Genomic DNA, 17,392 nt, shown 5'->3' with positions numbered 1-17,392 from the left:
TGACTGTGATGGAATTAAAAAGAATAGATGTCAAAGGCATCGTTCAGGGAGTTGGATTTCGACCTTTTGTCTACAGAATTGCTAGAGAAAACAAGTTAAAAGGCCATGTTAAAAATATGGGGAATTACGTTGAAATATTAGTTCAAGGTAATTCTAACGATATATCTCTATTTTTATCGGATTTAATCTCGAAAAAACCGCCACTTTCACATTTAAATGATATAAAAATTACAAATATTACTTCAAAAGAAATTTACAGTGATTTTTTTATAAAATTAAGTGAAAAGACAGAAAATGAAGAAGAAGGTACAATTCCACCCGATATTTCAATTTGTGACGAATGCCTATACGAAATTATGAATAAAAATGATAGAAGGGAAGGTTACGCATTTACGGCATGTACAAACTGTGGCCCAAGATTTACAGTAATTGAAAAACTACCCTATGATAGGGAAAACACATCAATGGATGATTTTTCGCTCTGTGAAGCGTGTAAACTTGAATATGAAAACCCGAAAGACCGCAGATTTCATGCTCAAGCAACTTGTTGTAAAAACTGTGGCCCAAACTTATTTATAACTGACAAATATGGAAAAATAATAAGTAAGTCCATTTATGATGCCGTAAAATTTCTTGAAAATGGTAAAATACTTGCAATTAAGGGAATTGGTGGAACCCATCTCGTATGTTCTTCAAGCTCAGATACGGCCGTATTGGAGTTAAGGAAAAGACTTAATAGGCCAACTCAAGCATTTGCCATCATGACTAAGGTAGAATATATCAATTACTTTTCGGATACCTCTAAAGTTGAATTAAATACTATTTTATCCCCTAAAAGGCCCATTGTTGCATTGAAAAAGAATAAATTTTATAAAAACTATTTTTCAGCGCATGTTTCAAATTTGGATACTATTGGCGTAATGCTCCCGTATTCAGGGCTCCATTACTTATTATTTGAAAACACTAACGAAATTTCTTATATAATGACTTCTGCAAATCTTCCAGGACTGCCGATGTCAGTAGATAACGACCAAATTTTAGAAAAATTAGGGGATATTGCAGATTATTTTTTACTTCATGATAGGAAAATAATTAATAGGTGTGATGACAGCGTATTAAAAGAAATAAACAAAAAAATGATATTTTTAAGGCGTTCTAGAGGATATGCGCCAGAACCTGTTGAAATAATAAATCAAGAAAATATAAAATACAATAAAAAAAATATTCTTGCATTAGGGCCCGAATTAAACTCCGTCGCCTGCCTTGTTAAAAATAATAAGTTTTACTTAACACAGTATATTGGAAACACTGGAAAATACGAGACATTTAACTACCTAAAAAGTGCTGTTTTAAACCTTATAAAAATTACAAATACCAATAAAATAGATGCAATAGTCTGTGATTTACATCCTGAGTTTAATTCAACCCATTTTGCAAATGAACTTGGTAAAAAGTACGGTTGTAAAGTTGTACAAATCCAACATCATGAAAGTCATGCTTATTCTTTAATTGGAGACTCGGATAATTTTAAAAATAACATAACAATTGCAATAGACGGTTTAGGGTACGGTAATGATGGAAATATCTGGGGGGGTGAAATATTCTTATTTAAAGATAAAAATATAGAAAGAATAGGCCATTTAAAAGAGCATTTCCAGCCCGGAGGAGACCTTGCATCAAAATATCCTTTAAGAATGCTTTTATCAATTTTAAAGGAGTTTTTAGAGGTAAAAGAGCTTTTAGAATTTATAAGTCGCTACGGATACTTTTCAGAAAAAGAGCTTAAAATACTTATATTTCAGCTTGAAAAGGGCATCAATGTTTCAAAAACTACATCCACTGGAAGGATTCTAGATTCAATTTCTGCCCTTTTATCAGTTTGTTTTGAAAAAACTTACGATGGTGAACCATCAATCAGGCTTGAAGCCCTTGCTAATTCTTACTCCGGTTTAAATGCGGAAATTGAAAATGCTGTTAAGGAATCTATCGAAATAACAGGTAATGTATTGAATACAACTAAAATCGTTCAAAAGTGCTATGAAATGCTAATCTACCACGAGCCCGTTGAGAAAATTGCATATTTTGCACATATTGCACTTTCAGATGGGCTATCAAAGATTGCGATAGAGAATGCTAAAAAATACAGTATTGAGTACGTGGGAATAACTGGGGGGGTATCATATAATAAAATAATTTGCGAAAGAATTATTGAAAACATAGAAAAGGAATCTTTAAAGCCACTATTTCACGAAAAAATTCCAAATGGGGATGGAGGAATTTCCTTTGGACAGGCTGTTGGCTATCTCTTAAATTTGGATAAGTACGATAAAATATAAATATTCATATTAATATATCTAGGAATATAAATGTTAATTTATAGAAATGAAATAAGTTAATGACATTAAAAATGAACTTAACGTATTTATTGCAGTATTAATGGTTCTTTTAGTATCTTATTAGCATTATTTAGTTGTAAATTTAAAAAAATAAATAATTTTTATTTATATTTTTAAATTTTATAGTTAATCTCATATTTACAAGTTATTTATATAAAAAAGGCATTGAATCATCAACTCCCGGAATAAACCCGGTAGCGTTTTGAAGCTTTTGCTGAGCTCTATGATATATGCTGGAAAGAGGAATTTCAACAGGACATACATCTTCACACTGACCACAATTTATACAGCTAAAACTCATGTGTGAAAGCCTAATTCCTTGGAACATTACGGGATTTGGAGGGATAGTTCCTTTATCTAAATAGTCTTCAGTTAAAGCACATTCTTTACAAAAACATACTGGACATACATCCTTACAGCTGTAACACTTGATACAGCGACTCCAATATTCATTCCATTTATCAGTTGTAGGGTAACTTTCATCCAATTGTTCTTTTTTATATTTTTTACCGAGAGTTATCATGGATTTTTCAATTTTTCCACGAATTTCTAGCGACTTTTCAGAAGGTGACTTTATATTCACGTAACCTTCTTTTTCTGCATTTTTAAGTAATTCTTTTCCTTTTTCAGAACATATTTCTACAAATGTCCATCTTTTTTCAGAACCCCAATTTCCACATGCAATATCTGCATTTCTTGGAACTTTTAGTTCACATCTTTGGCAGTTTTTTCGTCTGCCATATCCATTTTCTTCAAGTTCATCCATTTTTACGGATTTTTCAGTTCCATCTTTTAACTCAATAATAAACTTTCCCTTGTCAATTTCTTCTTTTACTACGTCAATTGGGTCTACGCCATAAAATAATTCAACCATTTTTCTCGCAGTTTGAGGAGGTATTGTTCCGCCACAATTTAAACCGATAGTGTATAACTTATCCTTGTCAATCTGGTGTCTTTTTTCAAGTTCTTTTATTGCCATTGCGTCACAAGGTTTTACGGCCACTGCAAGATTTAAGTCTTTCATGTGTTTACTTATTAATTTTCCAAACATTGTTGGAGCGCAATGAAGCGAACCGCATGTTTCCACTAGTTCTTTTGGGTTGATGACTAGATTTGGAATTCCATCGTAGACATCTTCTCCTTTTTTCAAGCTTAATACGCCATCAACCATTTTTTTATCCAAAAGATATTTAAAGATTGCAGTAACTGCTCCTCCACATTCCGCATACTTTAAAATATCTTCATCCGTTGATTGAACTAAATAATAGTTCATTTTATCACCTCAGGGCATAACTTAAATTTTTTCAACTTTAACGGCACATATTTTAACTTCTGCGGTTTTTGATACGGGGTCGTATGCTGAATTTGTGACTTTATTTGTTGCCTCCTCTAAAAAGTGAAAAGACATGTAAACTACCCCTTTTATAATATTTTCCGTTACCCTTACTAATGCATTTACAGTTCCTCGTCTTGAAGAAACCTTAACAGTATCCCCATTTTTAATATTCAGGGTTTTTGCATCTTCAGTATTAATTTCGATAAAGTTTTCATCTATTTCATTTACTATGCTTTCACATCGTCTAGTCATTGTTCCCGAGTTGTAATGGAATATTATTCTACCCGTTGTGAGTATAAGCGGATACTCCTTGTCTGTCATTTCTGCAGGATCAATATGTTCAACCGGTACAAATTTACCCAATCCATTCGGCCTTAAAAACCGTTCCCGATGTAGGATTGGAGTACCTGGGTCGTCTGTGGTTTTACATGGCCATTGAAGTCCATCAATTCCAAGCCGTTCATATGACATTCCTGCATATTGAGGTATTGCTTTTGACATTTCGCTAAATATATCTTCTGAATTTTCAAAGTTGAATTTTTCGCCATGTCCCATTTTTTTCAGCGAGTTTTTTAATAATAAGCCAGTCTGGAAGTGCTTCACCGGGTGCATCTACTGCTTTTCTTACCTTTTGAACTCTTCTTTCTGAGTTTGTAAATGTTCCATCTTTTTCAGCCCAACATGCTGCAGGAAGGACAACATCCGCAAGCTTTGCTGTTTCGGTTAAGAATATATCTTGCACTACAAAAAAGTCAAGACTTTTTATAGCTTTTTCAACATGATTTATATCTGCATCTGCAACCATTGGGTCTTCCCCAACGATATGCAAGTATTTTATTTGCTTTCCAGCACTATTTAATACTTCAGGACTTGTTAATCCTGTTTTTCTATCCAAATCTGCTGTTCCCCATAGTTCTTGGAATTTTTCGTATGCTTCCTCTACCTTCTGGTATCCTGGGAATACGTTTGGGAGAGCACCCATGTCGCAGGCCCCTTGAACATTATTTTGGCCCCTTAGTGGATTTACCCCAGTTCCAGGCCTCCCAAGATTTCCAGTAACCATTGCAAGATTACAGCAGGATTTAACGTTATCTACTCCAAAAGTATACTCGGTAACTCCTAAACAGTACATTATGGCCGCATTTTTTGCAGTTCCATACATTTTTGCAGCTTCAATTATCTGTTCTTCAGGAATTCCAGAGATTTCAGCAGTTTTTTTAGGAGTATACTTTTTAAGAACTTCTTTTAATTCAGTATAGCCTTCAGTTCGATTTTTAATAAATTCTTCATCAATGAGGCCTTCTTGAATAATTACATTTGTAATTGTATTTATCAAATCAATGTTTGACCCAGGAATTAATTTTAAATGTAAATCTGCCATTTTTGCAGTGTGTGTGGTTCTTGGATCAATTACTATTATTTTTGCACCGTTTTCTTTGGCTCTTATAATACTTCTTGCAATTAAAGGGTGTGCTTCAAAAGTATTTGAACCATAGATCAATAATAAATCTGCTTTTGCTAAATCATTGATTGAATTTGTCATTGCACCTGACCCGAAACATTCTCCAAGTCCTGTAACTGTAGGTGCGTGTCATATTCTTGCACAGTGGTCCACGTTATTTGTTTTCATCACCGTTCTTGCAAATTTCTGTACTGAATAGTTTTCTTCATTTGTGCCTCTTGCACATGAAAAAAATGCCACTTCATTAGAAGAATATTGTTTTAATTTTTCCGAAATAAGACCTATTGCTTCGTCCCACGTAGACTCCACAAACTGACCATTTTTCTTTATAAGGGGTTTTTTTAATCTTTCGTCACTATCAATAAACTCATGACAGTAGTTTCCTTTTATACACACTTTTCCCTCGTTTACAGGGTGTCTCTTGAATGGATGCGTGTCCACTACTTTCCCATCCCGTACTACTAAGTCAATACCGCAACCGGTTCCGCAGTAGGGGCATATAGTATGAACAACCTTAAATTCAGCCATTTGTTCACCTTTTGAAATTATAAACTGTATTTACGTACCAAACTTGAACCTTTTGAAATTTTTTAATTAACTATCTTAAAATTTCTAGGAGTTAGGCATCAACTAGCACTTATTTTATTGTGGTATTGTGGGCCCACACCATCACATATATTTTAATCATATATAATTACTTACCTATTTGAATGTAATCATAACTTGTTAATATAGCTAATCTAAAAAATAATATTTCTGATAATTGTTACAAAATGTCGTTTAAATTTTAAAAATAAAAATTGGAGATAATACTTCTTTAAATATGGATTACATAAAGCCATATAGTAATGTATATATATTACAACATTACTATGGGGTAATGTGCATAAGTTGCACAAAAAGTGACACCTATAAAGTATTCCACTTTTTAAAGATCATCCAAAAATATATATTGTCCCAACAACAATAGGTAGATAAAAGACACCTATCTTTTATCTTCTAAAAGAAATGACTTTTTTAATCATTTAAAAAAATTTAAAAATAATTATCAAGTTTGTCATATTGATTTTATTTAAATACTCCGTATACGAGCATTGGAAATACTATTGTTGCATCCGCCCATATCTCAACAAAATCTGCTTTTTCCTGAATTTTACCCCATGAAACCCCTTCTTCAGGCGGTGCACCACTTAATGAGCCGTCCCATGGAATTGCAGTTGTAATGTATATTGCATAATCAGTCCCCTCACGAAATAGATTAGCATTTATTATACTGTGTTTTGGAAGAGAACCTCCTAAAACAATGCATGCAGTTTTATTTGCGTCAATTGCCATGTCATTTAATTTAACAATGTCGTTTGCAACATCTATTAGTAAATTACCATCTTTTTCATTTTTTTTATAAAAGTAGAGCATATCTCCAATTGAACCATCAGTAATTGCTGGGCAAAATATCGGGATTTTGTTTTTATATGCATGATAAACTATTGATTTTTCCTTTTCATTTCCTAAATTTTCGTCCATGAATTTTCCAAGTTCAAAACAAAACTCGCTTGCACTTAGGATTTTATTCTCCGAATTTTGTTTTTTGGACAAAATATCAAAAAATCTTGTCATGTAAGTTTCAAATTCGATATAACGGTCATTTGGAACAAATACATTTCCAATTCTATTTATTCCCTTTTCACGCAGTATGGCCCCATTTAAATTCCAATCCCCGAGAACAAAAGGTTTTATACACTTTATAAAATCTTCTTCAATTCCCCCTGCTGTTGTAACTAAAACATCAACCTTTTTATGCCTTACAAGGTATGATATAAGTTCTCTTAGCCCTGATGAAACCATATTTGAGGTGTATCCTAAAAAAACTACCATTTCTTCTTCTTTTTTCAATTTTTCAATTTTTTTCCAAATTTTGACTGCTTTTCCAAGGTGAGTTGCTTGAAAACCAATTTTTTCATAATAATCAGTTAAAACAGCCTTTAAATCAATATCTTTATCAAAATCGGGCCCTTCGATAAAAATGCCCTCTAAACATTCACTTTCTTTAAAAATCACATTTTTTGGGTCAGACATTAAAATCACCGTAAAAATAAAATAAATACGATAAAATAAAAAAATTTAAAAAAATTAAATTTCTAATAGTTTTTTCTTTAAGTGGGGCATTAAACCGCCATTATTTAAAATCTCCATCATGAAATCGGGAAGATTTTGTCCAGTTAATTCTACATTAGTCGTTACATTTTTAATGAGTCCTTTATCCAAGTCTACCCTTAAAATGTCTCCTTCTTTTACGTATTTTGAAATATCCTTGCATTCAAGAAGCGGAAATCCAATATTTATTGAATTCCTATAAAAAATTCTTGCAAAACTCTCTGCAATAACTAAAGAAATCCCTAAACCTTTTAAACCCATTGGTGCGTGTTCTCTTGAACTTCCACAGCCAAAATTTTTGCCCCCCACGATTATATCGCCAAATAACGCCTTCTCAGGAAATTCTGGGTCAGTTCCAGTCATTGCATATTTTGCAAGTTGCTCTTCTGTAGTATATATCAAGTATCTTGCAGGAAGTATCGCATCAGTATCGATATTATCCCCAAAAACCCATGCTTTACCTTCAACAGTTTTTTCCATGCTATCCACCATTAAAATTAGTTAATCATCTATTGCTTTTTTCAAAACTTCCATATCACATTCAATTTCGGTTGGCATTTTACTTGCTTTTATCGCTGCATCAGGGTCTTTTAAACCGTTTCCAGTTGTAATACATACAATTTTTTGGTTTTTATCAATTAATCCCATGTTTATTAACTTGATAAGCCCTGCAATTGATGAAGCAGATGCAGGTTCAACAAAAATTCCTTCAAATTGTGCTAAAAGCTTTTGTGCCTCAACTATTTCTTCATCGTTTACGCTTTCTGCAAGGCCTCCTGACGACCTTATTGCATCGAGTGCTTTTGTAGCGTTTACCGGATTTCCAATTCTTATTGCAGTTGCTATTGTTTCAGGGTTTTCATCAGGAATTATTTCAAGAAGTCCTTCTTTAATCGCTTTTACAATTGGTTGTGCCCCTTCTGCTTGAATTCCAATCATTCTTGGTAATTTTTCAATAAATTCTGTTTCCTTAAATTCTTTAAAGCCTTTCCAGATTGCACTAATGTTTCCTGCATTTCCAACGGGTAAAATGACCATGTCCGGAACTTCAAAGTCTAACTGGTCGCAAATCTCAAAACCAATTGTTTTTTGCCCTTCAAGCCTGTAAGGATTTACTGAATTTAAAAGGTAGAGTTTGTTTTCTAAGGCGAGTTCTTTTACCATCACAAGTGCTTCATCGAAGTTTCCATTAATTTGAATAACTTTGGCGCCGTAAAACATTGCTTGTGCAAGTTTTCCTAAAGCTACTTTTCCACCAGGAAGTAAAACAATGCATTTTTTACCTGCCCTTGCAGAGTACGCTGCAAGACTTGCAGAAGTATTTCCAGTCGAAGCACAACCCACTACCTCAACACCGAGTTCATTTGCTCTTGTAACTCCAACAGTCATTCCTCTATCTTTAAAACTTCCAGTAGGGTTTGCACCTTCATTTTTAACATATAACTCTTTCAAGCCCAATTTTTTCGCAAGGTTTTCACATTTATAAAGCGGTGTTCCACCCTCATTTAAGCTAACTATTTTTTTAGGGTCTTTAACAGGTAAAAAGTCGAGGTACCTCCAAACGCCAAGTTCCCTTTTTCTTAAAGATTCTTTTGAAACTTTTTCTTTTATACTTTCAAAATCATATTTTATTTCAAGTAATCCGCCACATTCGCAATTATAAATTATAGCATCGACATCATACTCTTTGTTACATATTCTACATTTTTGAATCATATTCTCACTTGTTATTTTGATTGAATACTTCTATTGAATTATAAAATATAAAGTTATCATAATATCCTAAAAAATAAAAAAGAATTTGTTAAAACAAAAAATGTAAAAAATATAGCGCCCATTAATGTATAATATGTGTGTACATAATAGTAAGGCATAATGTAAACTTACTTAAAGCTGATTTAAGGCATTTATGGGAATTAATTTAGATTCGCGCACCGCATTAAGTGTATTTTTTTATTTTAATAAGTGCACATATAGCCTGAGATATTTCATTTATTCGGGTTATTTCTGTTTCTTCATCCAATTTTTTAAATAAGTATTCTATTTTTTTATCCAATACTTCGGATTTACCCTTATAAGTTATATCATGTGATTTAAACTCTTTATTAATTTTTTTGTCGTCCAAAATACTTACTATTTTTTCGGATTTACAATTTGGACAGTATTCTTTTGAATCTCTTTCAAATAATGGAAAACCACAATTTTCACAATGTTTTGAAAGCATTTTTGCGCCTTTTGCAAGCTCTTTTGATGCGATATTTATTTCATCCAACATTACACCTGAACTCCATATTAGTTGAACCATTATAGGTATTATCATTTATTCTTAATTAATCTAATTTTAGTTGTTCTTAATTATAAAAGTTATTTATAACTAAAAATTAAAATCTAATATAACTTTAAAAATTAAAAAACTTGTAAACTTACCCTAAATTAAGACATGTGGCAGTTATTTAGTAAAAAATTATCAAAATACCTGATTAGTAATAGTATTTTCTGATTATATATCATTTAAAAGCGAATTAATTTTTAAAACTACCGCCAAATTTATATATTAATTTAAATAATATAGAAAAAAAGGTAATGGTGATTCTTTTGTTTTTAGATAAAATTGTTAGTGCTAAAAAAGCATACACTTTTGATGACGTATTATTAATTCCAAACAGGTCATACGTTGATCCAAAAACTACAGACGTTTCAGTAGATATTTCTGGAGTAAAGCTTAATATTCCAATTATTTCCGCTGCAATGGATACGGTTTCTGAAAAAGATATGGCAATAGCCCTTGCAAGAAGGGGTGGAATTGCAGTAATTCATAGAAATATGACCATAGAAGAGCAAGTTAAGCATATAAAAGCCGTAAAAATGGCTGAAAATCTTGTAATAAGGGACGTTGTAACAATAGGCCCTTCGAAAACAGTTCTCGAAGCTGAACGCATAATGTATGAATATAACGTTAGTGGACTTCCGGTTGTTGATGAAAATAAAAAACTTGTCGGTATTTTAACAACAAGAGATTTAAAATTTATACCAAACAAAGGTGTGGCTGTTGAAACCGTTATGACAAAGGAAGTACTCCACTGCCATGAAGATACCCCTTATGAAGAAATTCTAAATAGACTTTATGAAAATAAAATTGAAAGAGCCCCAATTTTAGATAGGGAATCAAAAGTTCTCCTTGGAATGGTTACATTAAGAGACATACTAAAAAGGAAAAAATACCCTGAAGCTGCAAGAGATGCCGAAGGAAAATTAATTGTTGCCGCAGCTTGTGGGCCAAATGATTTTGAAAGGGCTGAAGCATTGCTTTTAGCAGGTGTTGATGCAATTGCAATTGACTGTGCTCATGCACACAACATGAGCGTTGTTGAAAATGTAAAAAAGTTAAAAGAAATAACTAAAAAAACTAAAACTAAATTATTTGTTGGAAATATTGCAACAGGTGAGGCTGCTGAAGATTTAATTAAAGCCGGAGCAGATGCACTTAAAGTTGGAATCGGGCCAGGTTCCATATGTACTACAAGAGTTGTTGCAGGAGTTGGAGTTCCCCAACTTAGTGCAATTGCAGAAGTTTCAGATGTGGCTAAAAAGTATGGAATTCCAGTAATTGCAGACGGCGGTTTAAAATATAGTGGCGACATTGCAAAAGCAATTGCGGCTGGAGCTGATGCAGTTATGATTGGAAGTTTACTTGCAGGTACTGAAGAAGCCCCAGGTTCACTTTTAACGATTAACGGGAGAAAATATAAACAATATAGGGGCATGGGCTCCCTTGGTGCAATGTGCGGAAGTTCAGGAAATGTTGCAGATAGATACTTTCAAAGTGGGCATATGCAGCATTCAAAGCTGGTTCCGGAAGGAATTGAAGGTGCAGTTCCATTTAAAGGGCCTGCTAGTGATATTGTATTCCAGTTAGTTGGAGGACTTAGGTCTTCAATGGGATACTGCGGCGCACAAAAACTTTCAGATATGCACAAAAAAGCGAAATTTGTAATAATAACTCATAGTGGACAGAAGGAAAGTCACCCTCATGATGTTTTAATTACGAATGAAGCCCCAAATTACCCGATAAATTCAGAAAGATAAATTTTAAAATATTTATTTTTTAAATTAAAAATAATTTTGTTAAAAAAAACAGATGTTTTGTAAAATTTAAAAATTAGTAAACTTTTCTTCCAATTTTGGATCTTATCTCTTTGAATTTCTGGCTTAAATCTTTTGTAACTGAACCTAGCTTTCCTTCATTAATAACCCTGCCATCAATTTCAATAACGTGTATTAATTCTGCGGCAGTTCCTGTGATAAATATTTCATCTGCAACAAATAAATCATGAAGTGTCATTTTTTCTTCTAAAATTTTGTATCCTGATTCTTTTGCAATATCAACTACAGTATCCCTAGTAATTCCTTTTAAAACACTTGATGATAGTGGGGGGGTTTTTATAACGCTATTTTTAATTACAAAAATATTATCCCCAGTTCCTTCAGCGACATATCCTTCGCTGTCTAATAAAAATGCCTCGTGTACGCCGGCATAGTTTGCCTGAATTTTTGCTAAAATACTATTTAAGTAATTTAGTGACTTTACAGCTGGATTTAAAACATCAACCGGAAGCCTTCTTATTGAAGAAGTAATTACTTTTATACCATCTTCACCTAATAGGGGCTCCATTGGTTCAGCAATGCAAAATACAGTTGGATATTTACATTTTCTAGGGTCTAAGCCTAAATCACCAACTCCCCTCGTTACAACCAGTCTTATATATGCATCGGTTAATTTATTTATTTTTAAAGTTTCTATGACTATTTCTTCCATTTTTTCCTTTGGTAGTTGAATTTTTAAAGCTAAAGATTCTGCAGAATCATAAAGTCTATCAATATGTTCTTTTAATTTAAATACTACGCCTTCATAAGCACGTATTCCCTCAAATACTCCATCGCCGTAAAGTAAACCGTGATCGTAGACAGATATTTTTGCATCTTCTTTTTCAAAAAAATTCCCATCAATGTAAATCTTCATAATTTTACCACCCTAAAAAGTGCTTATTAAAACGTGCTTATTTTCAAATAATGTATCAATTTATTAATATCTTTTTGTATTAGAAAGACAATCTAAAAAAATGTCTATATGCTCAAATTCGATGTGTGGCATTATTACTATCCGTAATGCATCCACACACCTTGAAACTGAAACGTGAAAACCGTTTTCTCGTAATTTTGCACAAGTTTCATTCTTATGTTCATCCACTATGGAAACAATGTTTATTACTGGGTCGATTGCAGTTTTAAATCCGTATTCACGTAATTTTCTTGTTAAATAGTAAGTTTTTTCCATTGAATCATTTACAATTTTTTTGTATCCTGAAGTTCCCAATAGTTTCATAACTCCCCACGTTGCGGCAGCACCGACCCCTGAACGTGTTCCAATAAGGGTAGCCTGCTGTTTTTCGGTTAGGTAAGGGGAATCAACATCTAAGTACTTTTTAAAAGAATTATTCCTAAATAAAATTCCACCTGCCGAAATTGGTGCAAGCCCCATCTTATGGGGGTCAATTGTAATTGAAGAGACCCCTTCAAGTGAAAAATCAAATTCATAACGGTAATTTTTTAATTTATATTTATCATATAAAAATGGAATCACAAAACCGCCAAATGCTGCGTCCACATGAAGCAATATATCGTTATCTACTGCAATTTTGGATAATTCAGCGATATTATCAATTGAACCAAGTTCAGTGCATCCTGAAATTCCAACAATCCCTGAAATTTTATTTGGGTTATCAAATACATAATCCCGAATAAATTTTACATCCATTGTAAAATATTTCGTTAAAGGTGGCCTAATAACATTCAAATCCATTATATCCTTTGCTTTATCAAATGAAAAGTGAGCAGTTTCTGGAATTATTATATTTAGACTTTTTCCCGATTTTTTAGAAACGTTTTTAAATGCCCTCATTGCTGTTAAATTTGCCTCAGTTCCCCCTGAAATAATATATCCAAAAGCATCTTTATTGCCCAAAACATTTCCAATCATAGAAATTGCTTGTTTTTCTAGTTCCCGGGTCCCCTTAAAGAGTCCTGGATCCCCTAAGTTAGTTTCAAAAAACATTTCCGAAATTTTTCTAGTTAAAGGGTGTGGTTTTGTACACATTGATCCAAGTATAGTCCCGTCTTCATAATCCAAATCCATATCCCTATATTTTCTTAATTCGTTTAAAATCGACAGTTCATCCATTATAATCTACCGGAAATTATTTTTTTATTCTGATTTAAATATTATCGTTTATAAAATTATTGTAAACTCCAAGGTTATTGAAATTATTAAATTTATCGAAATTAAAATAATATTATTAAATTCTTAAATTTAAATTTATAATTTTATTCGTTTTGATGCTTTTCTATCTGCCCAACACTGGATACATAATCCAACAGGAAGTGACGCCGTATGACATCCATTTATTTCAATAAATACATCTAATGCAGTTATTTTTCCACCCAGCCCCATTGTGCCTATCCCGAGATTATTTATGTCATTTAAAATTTCTTTTTCCATCATACTTAGTGTTTCATCTTTATTTCTATTACCAATATCTCTTAATAATGCCTTTTTAGCAAGTTTCATTGACAAATCCGCAGTTCCCCCTATTCCAATTCCAAGCACTATTGGAGGACATGGTTTTCCACCGGCATTGGAAATAGTATCCAAAATAAAAGATTTAATGCCCAAAATACCTTCAGAAGGAGTTAACATTTTTAGGGCACTCATGTTTTCACTTCCTGCCCCTTTTGGAAATACTGATATTTCTACTTCAGAAATTAAATCTTCGTCAAATTCGAAATTTATAAATGGGAAACCTAATCCCGTATTTGTTTTTAAATTTTCCCTCGTAATCGGGTGTACAACGTTTGGTCGAAGGGGAATATCTCTTGTTGCCTTTTTTACGCCTTCTTCAATTTCTGTGACTATTTCAAATATTTTATCCGTTAAAATTCCTTTTCCAACCTTTAAAAAGATAACTGGAACCCCCGTATCTTGGCACAGTGGAATTTGCTTTGATTCTGCAATTTTATTGTTTAAAATTATTGCATTTAGCGTATCCTTACAAACCCCGTATTCTAGTGATTCTGCATTGCTTAATGACTTTTTAACGTCATCAGGCAAATATATCACGGATTCTTTAAATAATTCATATACTGCATTTGCTATTATTCCAGTCATTTAATCACCGCCACTAAAACCTTTTTAAAAGTTCCTTAGGGTTAATATTTAATGATTCATTGAGCTCCTTTGAAGTCATTCCTGAACCAATACCTACTTTTCTCGCAAATTCATATGTTATTAAATCGCTAGGGGCGTGAGTGTCCGTATTTATTAGTGTTGGAATATTTAGGGCTCTTGAAATATTTAAAACGTGTCCATTAGTTAATGAATGCCCTTTTCTTGATGTTATTTCAAAAAAAATATTATTTTCTAAAATATTTTTTGCAGTTTCAATGTCAATTAGTCCAGGGTGTGCTAATATATCAACATCTTCCGAAATAGAAGCGTAATAATTTGTTTCTTCAGAAACCGGTTCGACTATTGTTTCACCGTGAACTACAACTATTTCTGCACCCCTATTTTTACATTTTTTTGCCATTTTTGGTATTGATTTTGGAGGTACATGTGTTATTTCAACCCCAACTACCACACGAATATCGTTCCAGTAGTCTTTTATTTCGTCCCTTACCGCAATATTTTTTTCTATTAATTCTTTATAGTTACTCATATCCGCATGATCAGTAATTCCTATTGCAACGTGCCCTAAAACTTTTGCCCGCCTAACAAGTTCAGATGGAATTAGTTCACCATCGCTAAAAACTGTGTGAGTGTGAAAATCATATCTCAAAATATCACCAAAAATCCATAATTTCCAGAATTGAAAGTCCATATCTAACAATATAAATCAATATAGTTAGTATTTAATAAATTACGTATAATTATAAGATAATAGGATAATAAGATAATGGGATAATAAAATACTAATCTGATGAGTTTTATGTTGGAAGAAATTATGTGGAATAGTGAATTTATAAATTTATCTCATGAAATAACTGGTTTTTCATATCCTGGCGACCCAAAATTTGAAATAATCCAAAAAAATGTTGATAAATATTTAATTTCAAAACTAACGCTTGGTTCTCATACTTCAACACATGTTGACTATCCCTTACATGTTGGGCTTGAAAATAAAAAATTTAAAAATATTATTGGAAATGGGTTTTGCATAAATATTAAGGATTTGGATAGCTTTTTTAAAAGTAATGAAAAAAATAACGAGTTAAAATTACCTAAAATTGAAGTTTTACTCATAAATACTGGTTTTTCAAAACACTGGAATACGTTTGAATATTTTGAAATGGAAGTAAGTATTGAAAAATTCGTTCAAAAAATTATTGAAATGGAGTTAATTGCACTCGGAGTAGATTGTGCATCAATTGGAAACTTTGAAACACATAAAAACCTTCTTTCTTCAAATATTAAAATAATAGAAAATTTAAACCATTTAGAGGTTTTGGAAAATAAATTTTTTAAATTCCTTGGTTTTCCATTAAATGTTGAAAATATTGACGGTTCACCAATGAATGCGGTTGCTCTTATTTAATTAAAAAATAAATTGCATAACTATGCATATAAACTATGGAAAATAAATACTATTTTTTAATTAAATAGTTATTAGATAATTTAATATCCATTGGTAATACATAGTTCCAAAAAAATAGTTTTATAATATGTAAAAAAATCTAATGGCCAATATTTTAATATTACCATTATAAAATTTCTTATTATTAGATTTAAAGTCTACAGCATATATTACTTACCTTAATAACCAATATTTATATATGTATTATCACCTAATAATTTTCGTGTTATCTATAATATATATTTTTCAATACAAATTGAGGTGTAATAAATGAAAGTGGCAATATTAGGGGCAGGGTGCTACAGAACACACGCTGCATCAGGAATTACTAATTTTTCAAGAGCTGCACAAGTTGCAAAAGAAGTAGGGATCCCAGAAATTACAATGACTCACTCAACAATCACAATGGGTGCAGAATTATTACATTTAATTCCAGAAGTTACTGAGGTCGTTGTTTCAGACCCATGTTTTGCTGAAGAGCCGGGAATTGTAGTTTTAGACCAGTTTGACTATGGGGCAGTAATGGAAGCACACTTAGCAGGGGATGCGGAAAAAGTAATGCCTGAAATCAGAGCTGCTGTAAAAGCTAAAGCAAAAGAAACACCTAAACCACCTAAAGGATGTATCCACTTTGTACACCCTGAAAAAGTAGGTTTAAAAGTAACTTCAAACGACGTTGAAGCAGTTAAAGATGCTGATATCGTAATTACTTGGTTACCAAAAGGTGGTAGCCAACCTGCAATCATTGAAAAATTCGCTAGCGAAATCAAAAAAGGTGCAGTTGTAACCCACGCTTGTACAATCCCAACACCTAAATTCGCTAAAATATTCAAAGACTTAGGAAGAGACGACTTAAACATTATTTCATTCCACCCTGGAGCAGTTCCTGAAATGAAAGGCCAAGCATTCCTTTCAGAAGGTTTAGCTGACGCAGAAAAAGTGGAAGAATTCTACTGCATTGCAAAAGCTGCAAGAGGAGAAGCATTCAAAATGCCTGCAAACTTAATCAGCCCGGTATGTGACATGGGTTCAGCAGTTACTGCGCCAGTTTACGCAGCTATTTTAGCTTATAGGGATGCTGTAACACAGATTTTAGGTGCGCCTGCAGACTTTGCTCAAATGATGGCTGATGAAGCTATTTCACAGATGTTAGATTTAATGAGAAAAGAAGGGATTAAAAACATGGAAGAAAAATTAAGCCCTAAGGCATTAACAGGTACTGCTGACAGTATGTGTTTTGGCCCTTTAGCGGAAATCCTTCCTGCTTCATTAAAAGTACTTGAAAAGCATGCAAAAGAAAACAAATGCGAATGCGGTTGTTCAATCAAACCATAATTCATAATTACCTCTTTTTTTA

The 17,392-nt window shown here is 32.6% G+C and carries 13 protein-coding genes and 1 pseudogene; 4 read left to right on the top strand and 10 right to left on the bottom strand.

Annotated features, from left to right (window positions below):
• Window positions 1–8 precede the first annotated feature (8 nt).
• Window positions 9–2,336: a carbamoyltransferase HypF gene (gene hypF, locus MEVAN_RS05895; protein WP_012065959.1), complete on the top strand. Its 2,328-nt coding sequence runs from the start codon at window positions 9–11 to the stop codon at window positions 2,334–2,336.
• Between the two features lie 205 nt (window positions 2,337–2,541).
• On the opposite strand, the gene MEVAN_RS05890 is transcribed toward hypF, so the two are convergent.
• The 6 genes and pseudogenes from MEVAN_RS05890 to MEVAN_RS05860 all read right to left on the bottom strand — a co-directional run bounded on the left by MEVAN_RS05890 (window position 2,542) and on the right by MEVAN_RS05860 (window position 9,620).
• The gene (locus MEVAN_RS05890) at window positions 2,542–3,669 is read right to left on the bottom strand and encodes a Coenzyme F420 hydrogenase/dehydrogenase, beta subunit C-terminal domain (protein ID WP_012065958.1); all 1,128 of its coding nucleotides are present in this window, start codon (window positions 3,667–3,669) and stop codon (window positions 2,542–2,544) included.
• 21 nt (window positions 3,670–3,690) lie between these two features.
• A pseudogene (gene fdhF, locus MEVAN_RS05885) lies at window positions 3,691–5,722 on the bottom strand (formate dehydrogenase subunit alpha).
• 540 nt (window positions 5,723–6,262) lie between these two features.
• The gene (locus MEVAN_RS05875) at window positions 6,263–7,270 is read right to left on the bottom strand and encodes a deoxyhypusine synthase (RefSeq protein ID WP_012065957.1); all 1,008 of its coding nucleotides are present in this window, start codon (window positions 7,268–7,270) and stop codon (window positions 6,263–6,265) included.
• 54 nt (window positions 7,271–7,324) lie between these two features.
• Complete coding sequence (locus tag MEVAN_RS05870; RefSeq protein WP_012065956.1) at window positions 7,325–7,828, bottom strand: 3-isopropylmalate dehydratase small subunit; 504 nt, start codon at window positions 7,826–7,828, stop codon at window positions 7,325–7,327.
• Between the two features lie 21 nt (window positions 7,829–7,849).
• Window positions 7,850–9,064: a threonine synthase gene (thrC, locus tag MEVAN_RS05865; protein ID WP_012065955.1), complete on the bottom strand. Its 1,215-nt coding sequence runs from the start codon at window positions 9,062–9,064 to the stop codon at window positions 7,850–7,852.
• Between the two features lie 223 nt (window positions 9,065–9,287).
• Entirely contained in the window at window positions 9,288–9,620 is a 333-nt protein-coding gene (locus MEVAN_RS05860) for an Sjogren's syndrome/scleroderma autoantigen 1 family protein (RefSeq protein ID WP_048059160.1), read from the bottom strand.
• A gap of 311 nt (window positions 9,621–9,931) precedes the next feature.
• Between MEVAN_RS05860 and guaB the strand changes: the two genes are divergently transcribed.
• The gene (gene guaB / locus MEVAN_RS05855) at window positions 9,932–11,434 is read left to right on the top strand and encodes an IMP dehydrogenase (protein ID WP_012065953.1); all 1,503 of its coding nucleotides are present in this window, start codon (window positions 9,932–9,934) and stop codon (window positions 11,432–11,434) included.
• A gap of 73 nt (window positions 11,435–11,507) precedes the next feature.
• Here the strand turns inward: guaB and ilvE are convergent, their stop codons facing one another.
• From ilvE to MEVAN_RS05835, 4 genes are all read right to left on the bottom strand, one after another.
• The gene (gene ilvE / locus MEVAN_RS05850; RefSeq protein WP_012065952.1) at window positions 11,508–12,368 is read right to left on the bottom strand and encodes a branched-chain-amino-acid transaminase; all 861 of its coding nucleotides are present in this window, start codon (window positions 12,366–12,368) and stop codon (window positions 11,508–11,510) included.
• Between the two features lie 63 nt (window positions 12,369–12,431).
• Complete coding sequence (gene mfnA / locus MEVAN_RS05845) at window positions 12,432–13,586, bottom strand: tyrosine decarboxylase MfnA (RefSeq protein WP_012065951.1); 1,155 nt, start codon at window positions 13,584–13,586, stop codon at window positions 12,432–12,434.
• Between the two features lie 135 nt (window positions 13,587–13,721).
• A complete protein-coding gene (locus MEVAN_RS05840) occupies window positions 13,722–14,570 on the bottom strand; it encodes a fumarate hydratase (protein ID WP_012065950.1) in 849 nt (282 codons plus the stop codon).
• 13 nt (window positions 14,571–14,583) lie between these two features.
• Window positions 14,584–15,240, bottom strand: coding sequence for a histidinol phosphate phosphatase domain-containing protein (locus tag MEVAN_RS05835; protein WP_048059159.1), 657 nt, complete (start codon window positions 15,238–15,240; stop codon window positions 14,584–14,586).
• 150 nt (window positions 15,241–15,390) lie between these two features.
• Between MEVAN_RS05835 and MEVAN_RS05830 the strand changes: the two genes are divergently transcribed.
• Complete coding sequence (locus MEVAN_RS05830) at window positions 15,391–15,996, top strand: cyclase family protein (RefSeq protein ID WP_232179324.1); 606 nt, start codon at window positions 15,391–15,393, stop codon at window positions 15,994–15,996.
• Window positions 15,997–16,305: 309 nt separating this feature from the next.
• Window positions 16,306–17,370 (top strand): 5,10-methenyltetrahydromethanopterin hydrogenase, encoded by a 1,065-nt coding sequence (gene hmd, locus MEVAN_RS05825; protein ID WP_012065947.1) that lies wholly within the window; start codon window positions 16,306–16,308, stop codon window positions 17,368–17,370.
• Window positions 17,371–17,392: the final 22 nt, after the last annotated feature.

Origin of the sequence: Methanococcus vannielii SB (genome assembly GCF_000017165.1) — an archaeon.
Classification (GTDB): domain Archaea; phylum AGJL01; class Methanococci; order Methanococcales; family Methanococcaceae; genus Methanococcus; species Methanococcus vannielii.
Note: the sequence above shows the minus strand (reverse complement) of the source record. Positions and strands in the feature narration are given on the sequence as shown.

Excerpts from the sequence above, each read along its gene's own strand:
- hypF (WP_012065959.1), top strand. The coding sequence starts at position 9 with ATGGAATTAAAAAGAATAGATGTCAAAGGCATCGTTCAGGGAGTTGGA.
- MEVAN_RS05890 (WP_012065958.1), bottom strand. The coding sequence starts at position 3,669 with ATGAACTATTATTTAGTTCAATCAACGGATGAAGATATTTTAAAGTAT.
- MEVAN_RS05875 (WP_012065957.1), bottom strand. The coding sequence starts at position 7,270 with ATGTCTGACCCAAAAAATGTGATTTTTAAAGAAAGTGAATGTTTAGAG.
- MEVAN_RS05870 (WP_012065956.1), bottom strand. The coding sequence starts at position 7,828 with ATGGAAAAAACTGTTGAAGGTAAAGCATGGGTTTTTGGGGATAATATC.
- thrC (WP_012065955.1), bottom strand. The coding sequence starts at position 9,064 with ATGATTCAAAAATGTAGAATATGTAACAAAGAGTATGATGTCGATGCT.
- guaB (WP_012065953.1), top strand. The coding sequence starts at position 9,932 with ATGGTGATTCTTTTGTTTTTAGATAAAATTGTTAGTGCTAAAAAAGCA.
- ilvE (WP_012065952.1), bottom strand. The coding sequence starts at position 12,368 with ATGAAGATTTACATTGATGGGAATTTTTTTGAAAAAGAAGATGCAAAA.
- mfnA (WP_012065951.1), bottom strand. The coding sequence starts at position 13,586 with ATGGATGAACTGTCGATTTTAAACGAATTAAGAAAATATAGGGATATG.
- MEVAN_RS05840 (WP_012065950.1), bottom strand. The coding sequence starts at position 14,570 with ATGACTGGAATAATAGCAAATGCAGTATATGAATTATTTAAAGAATCC.
- MEVAN_RS05830 (WP_232179324.1), top strand. The coding sequence starts at position 15,391 with ATGTTGGAAGAAATTATGTGGAATAGTGAATTTATAAATTTATCTCAT.
- hmd (WP_012065947.1), top strand. The coding sequence starts at position 16,306 with ATGAAAGTGGCAATATTAGGGGCAGGGTGCTACAGAACACACGCTGCA.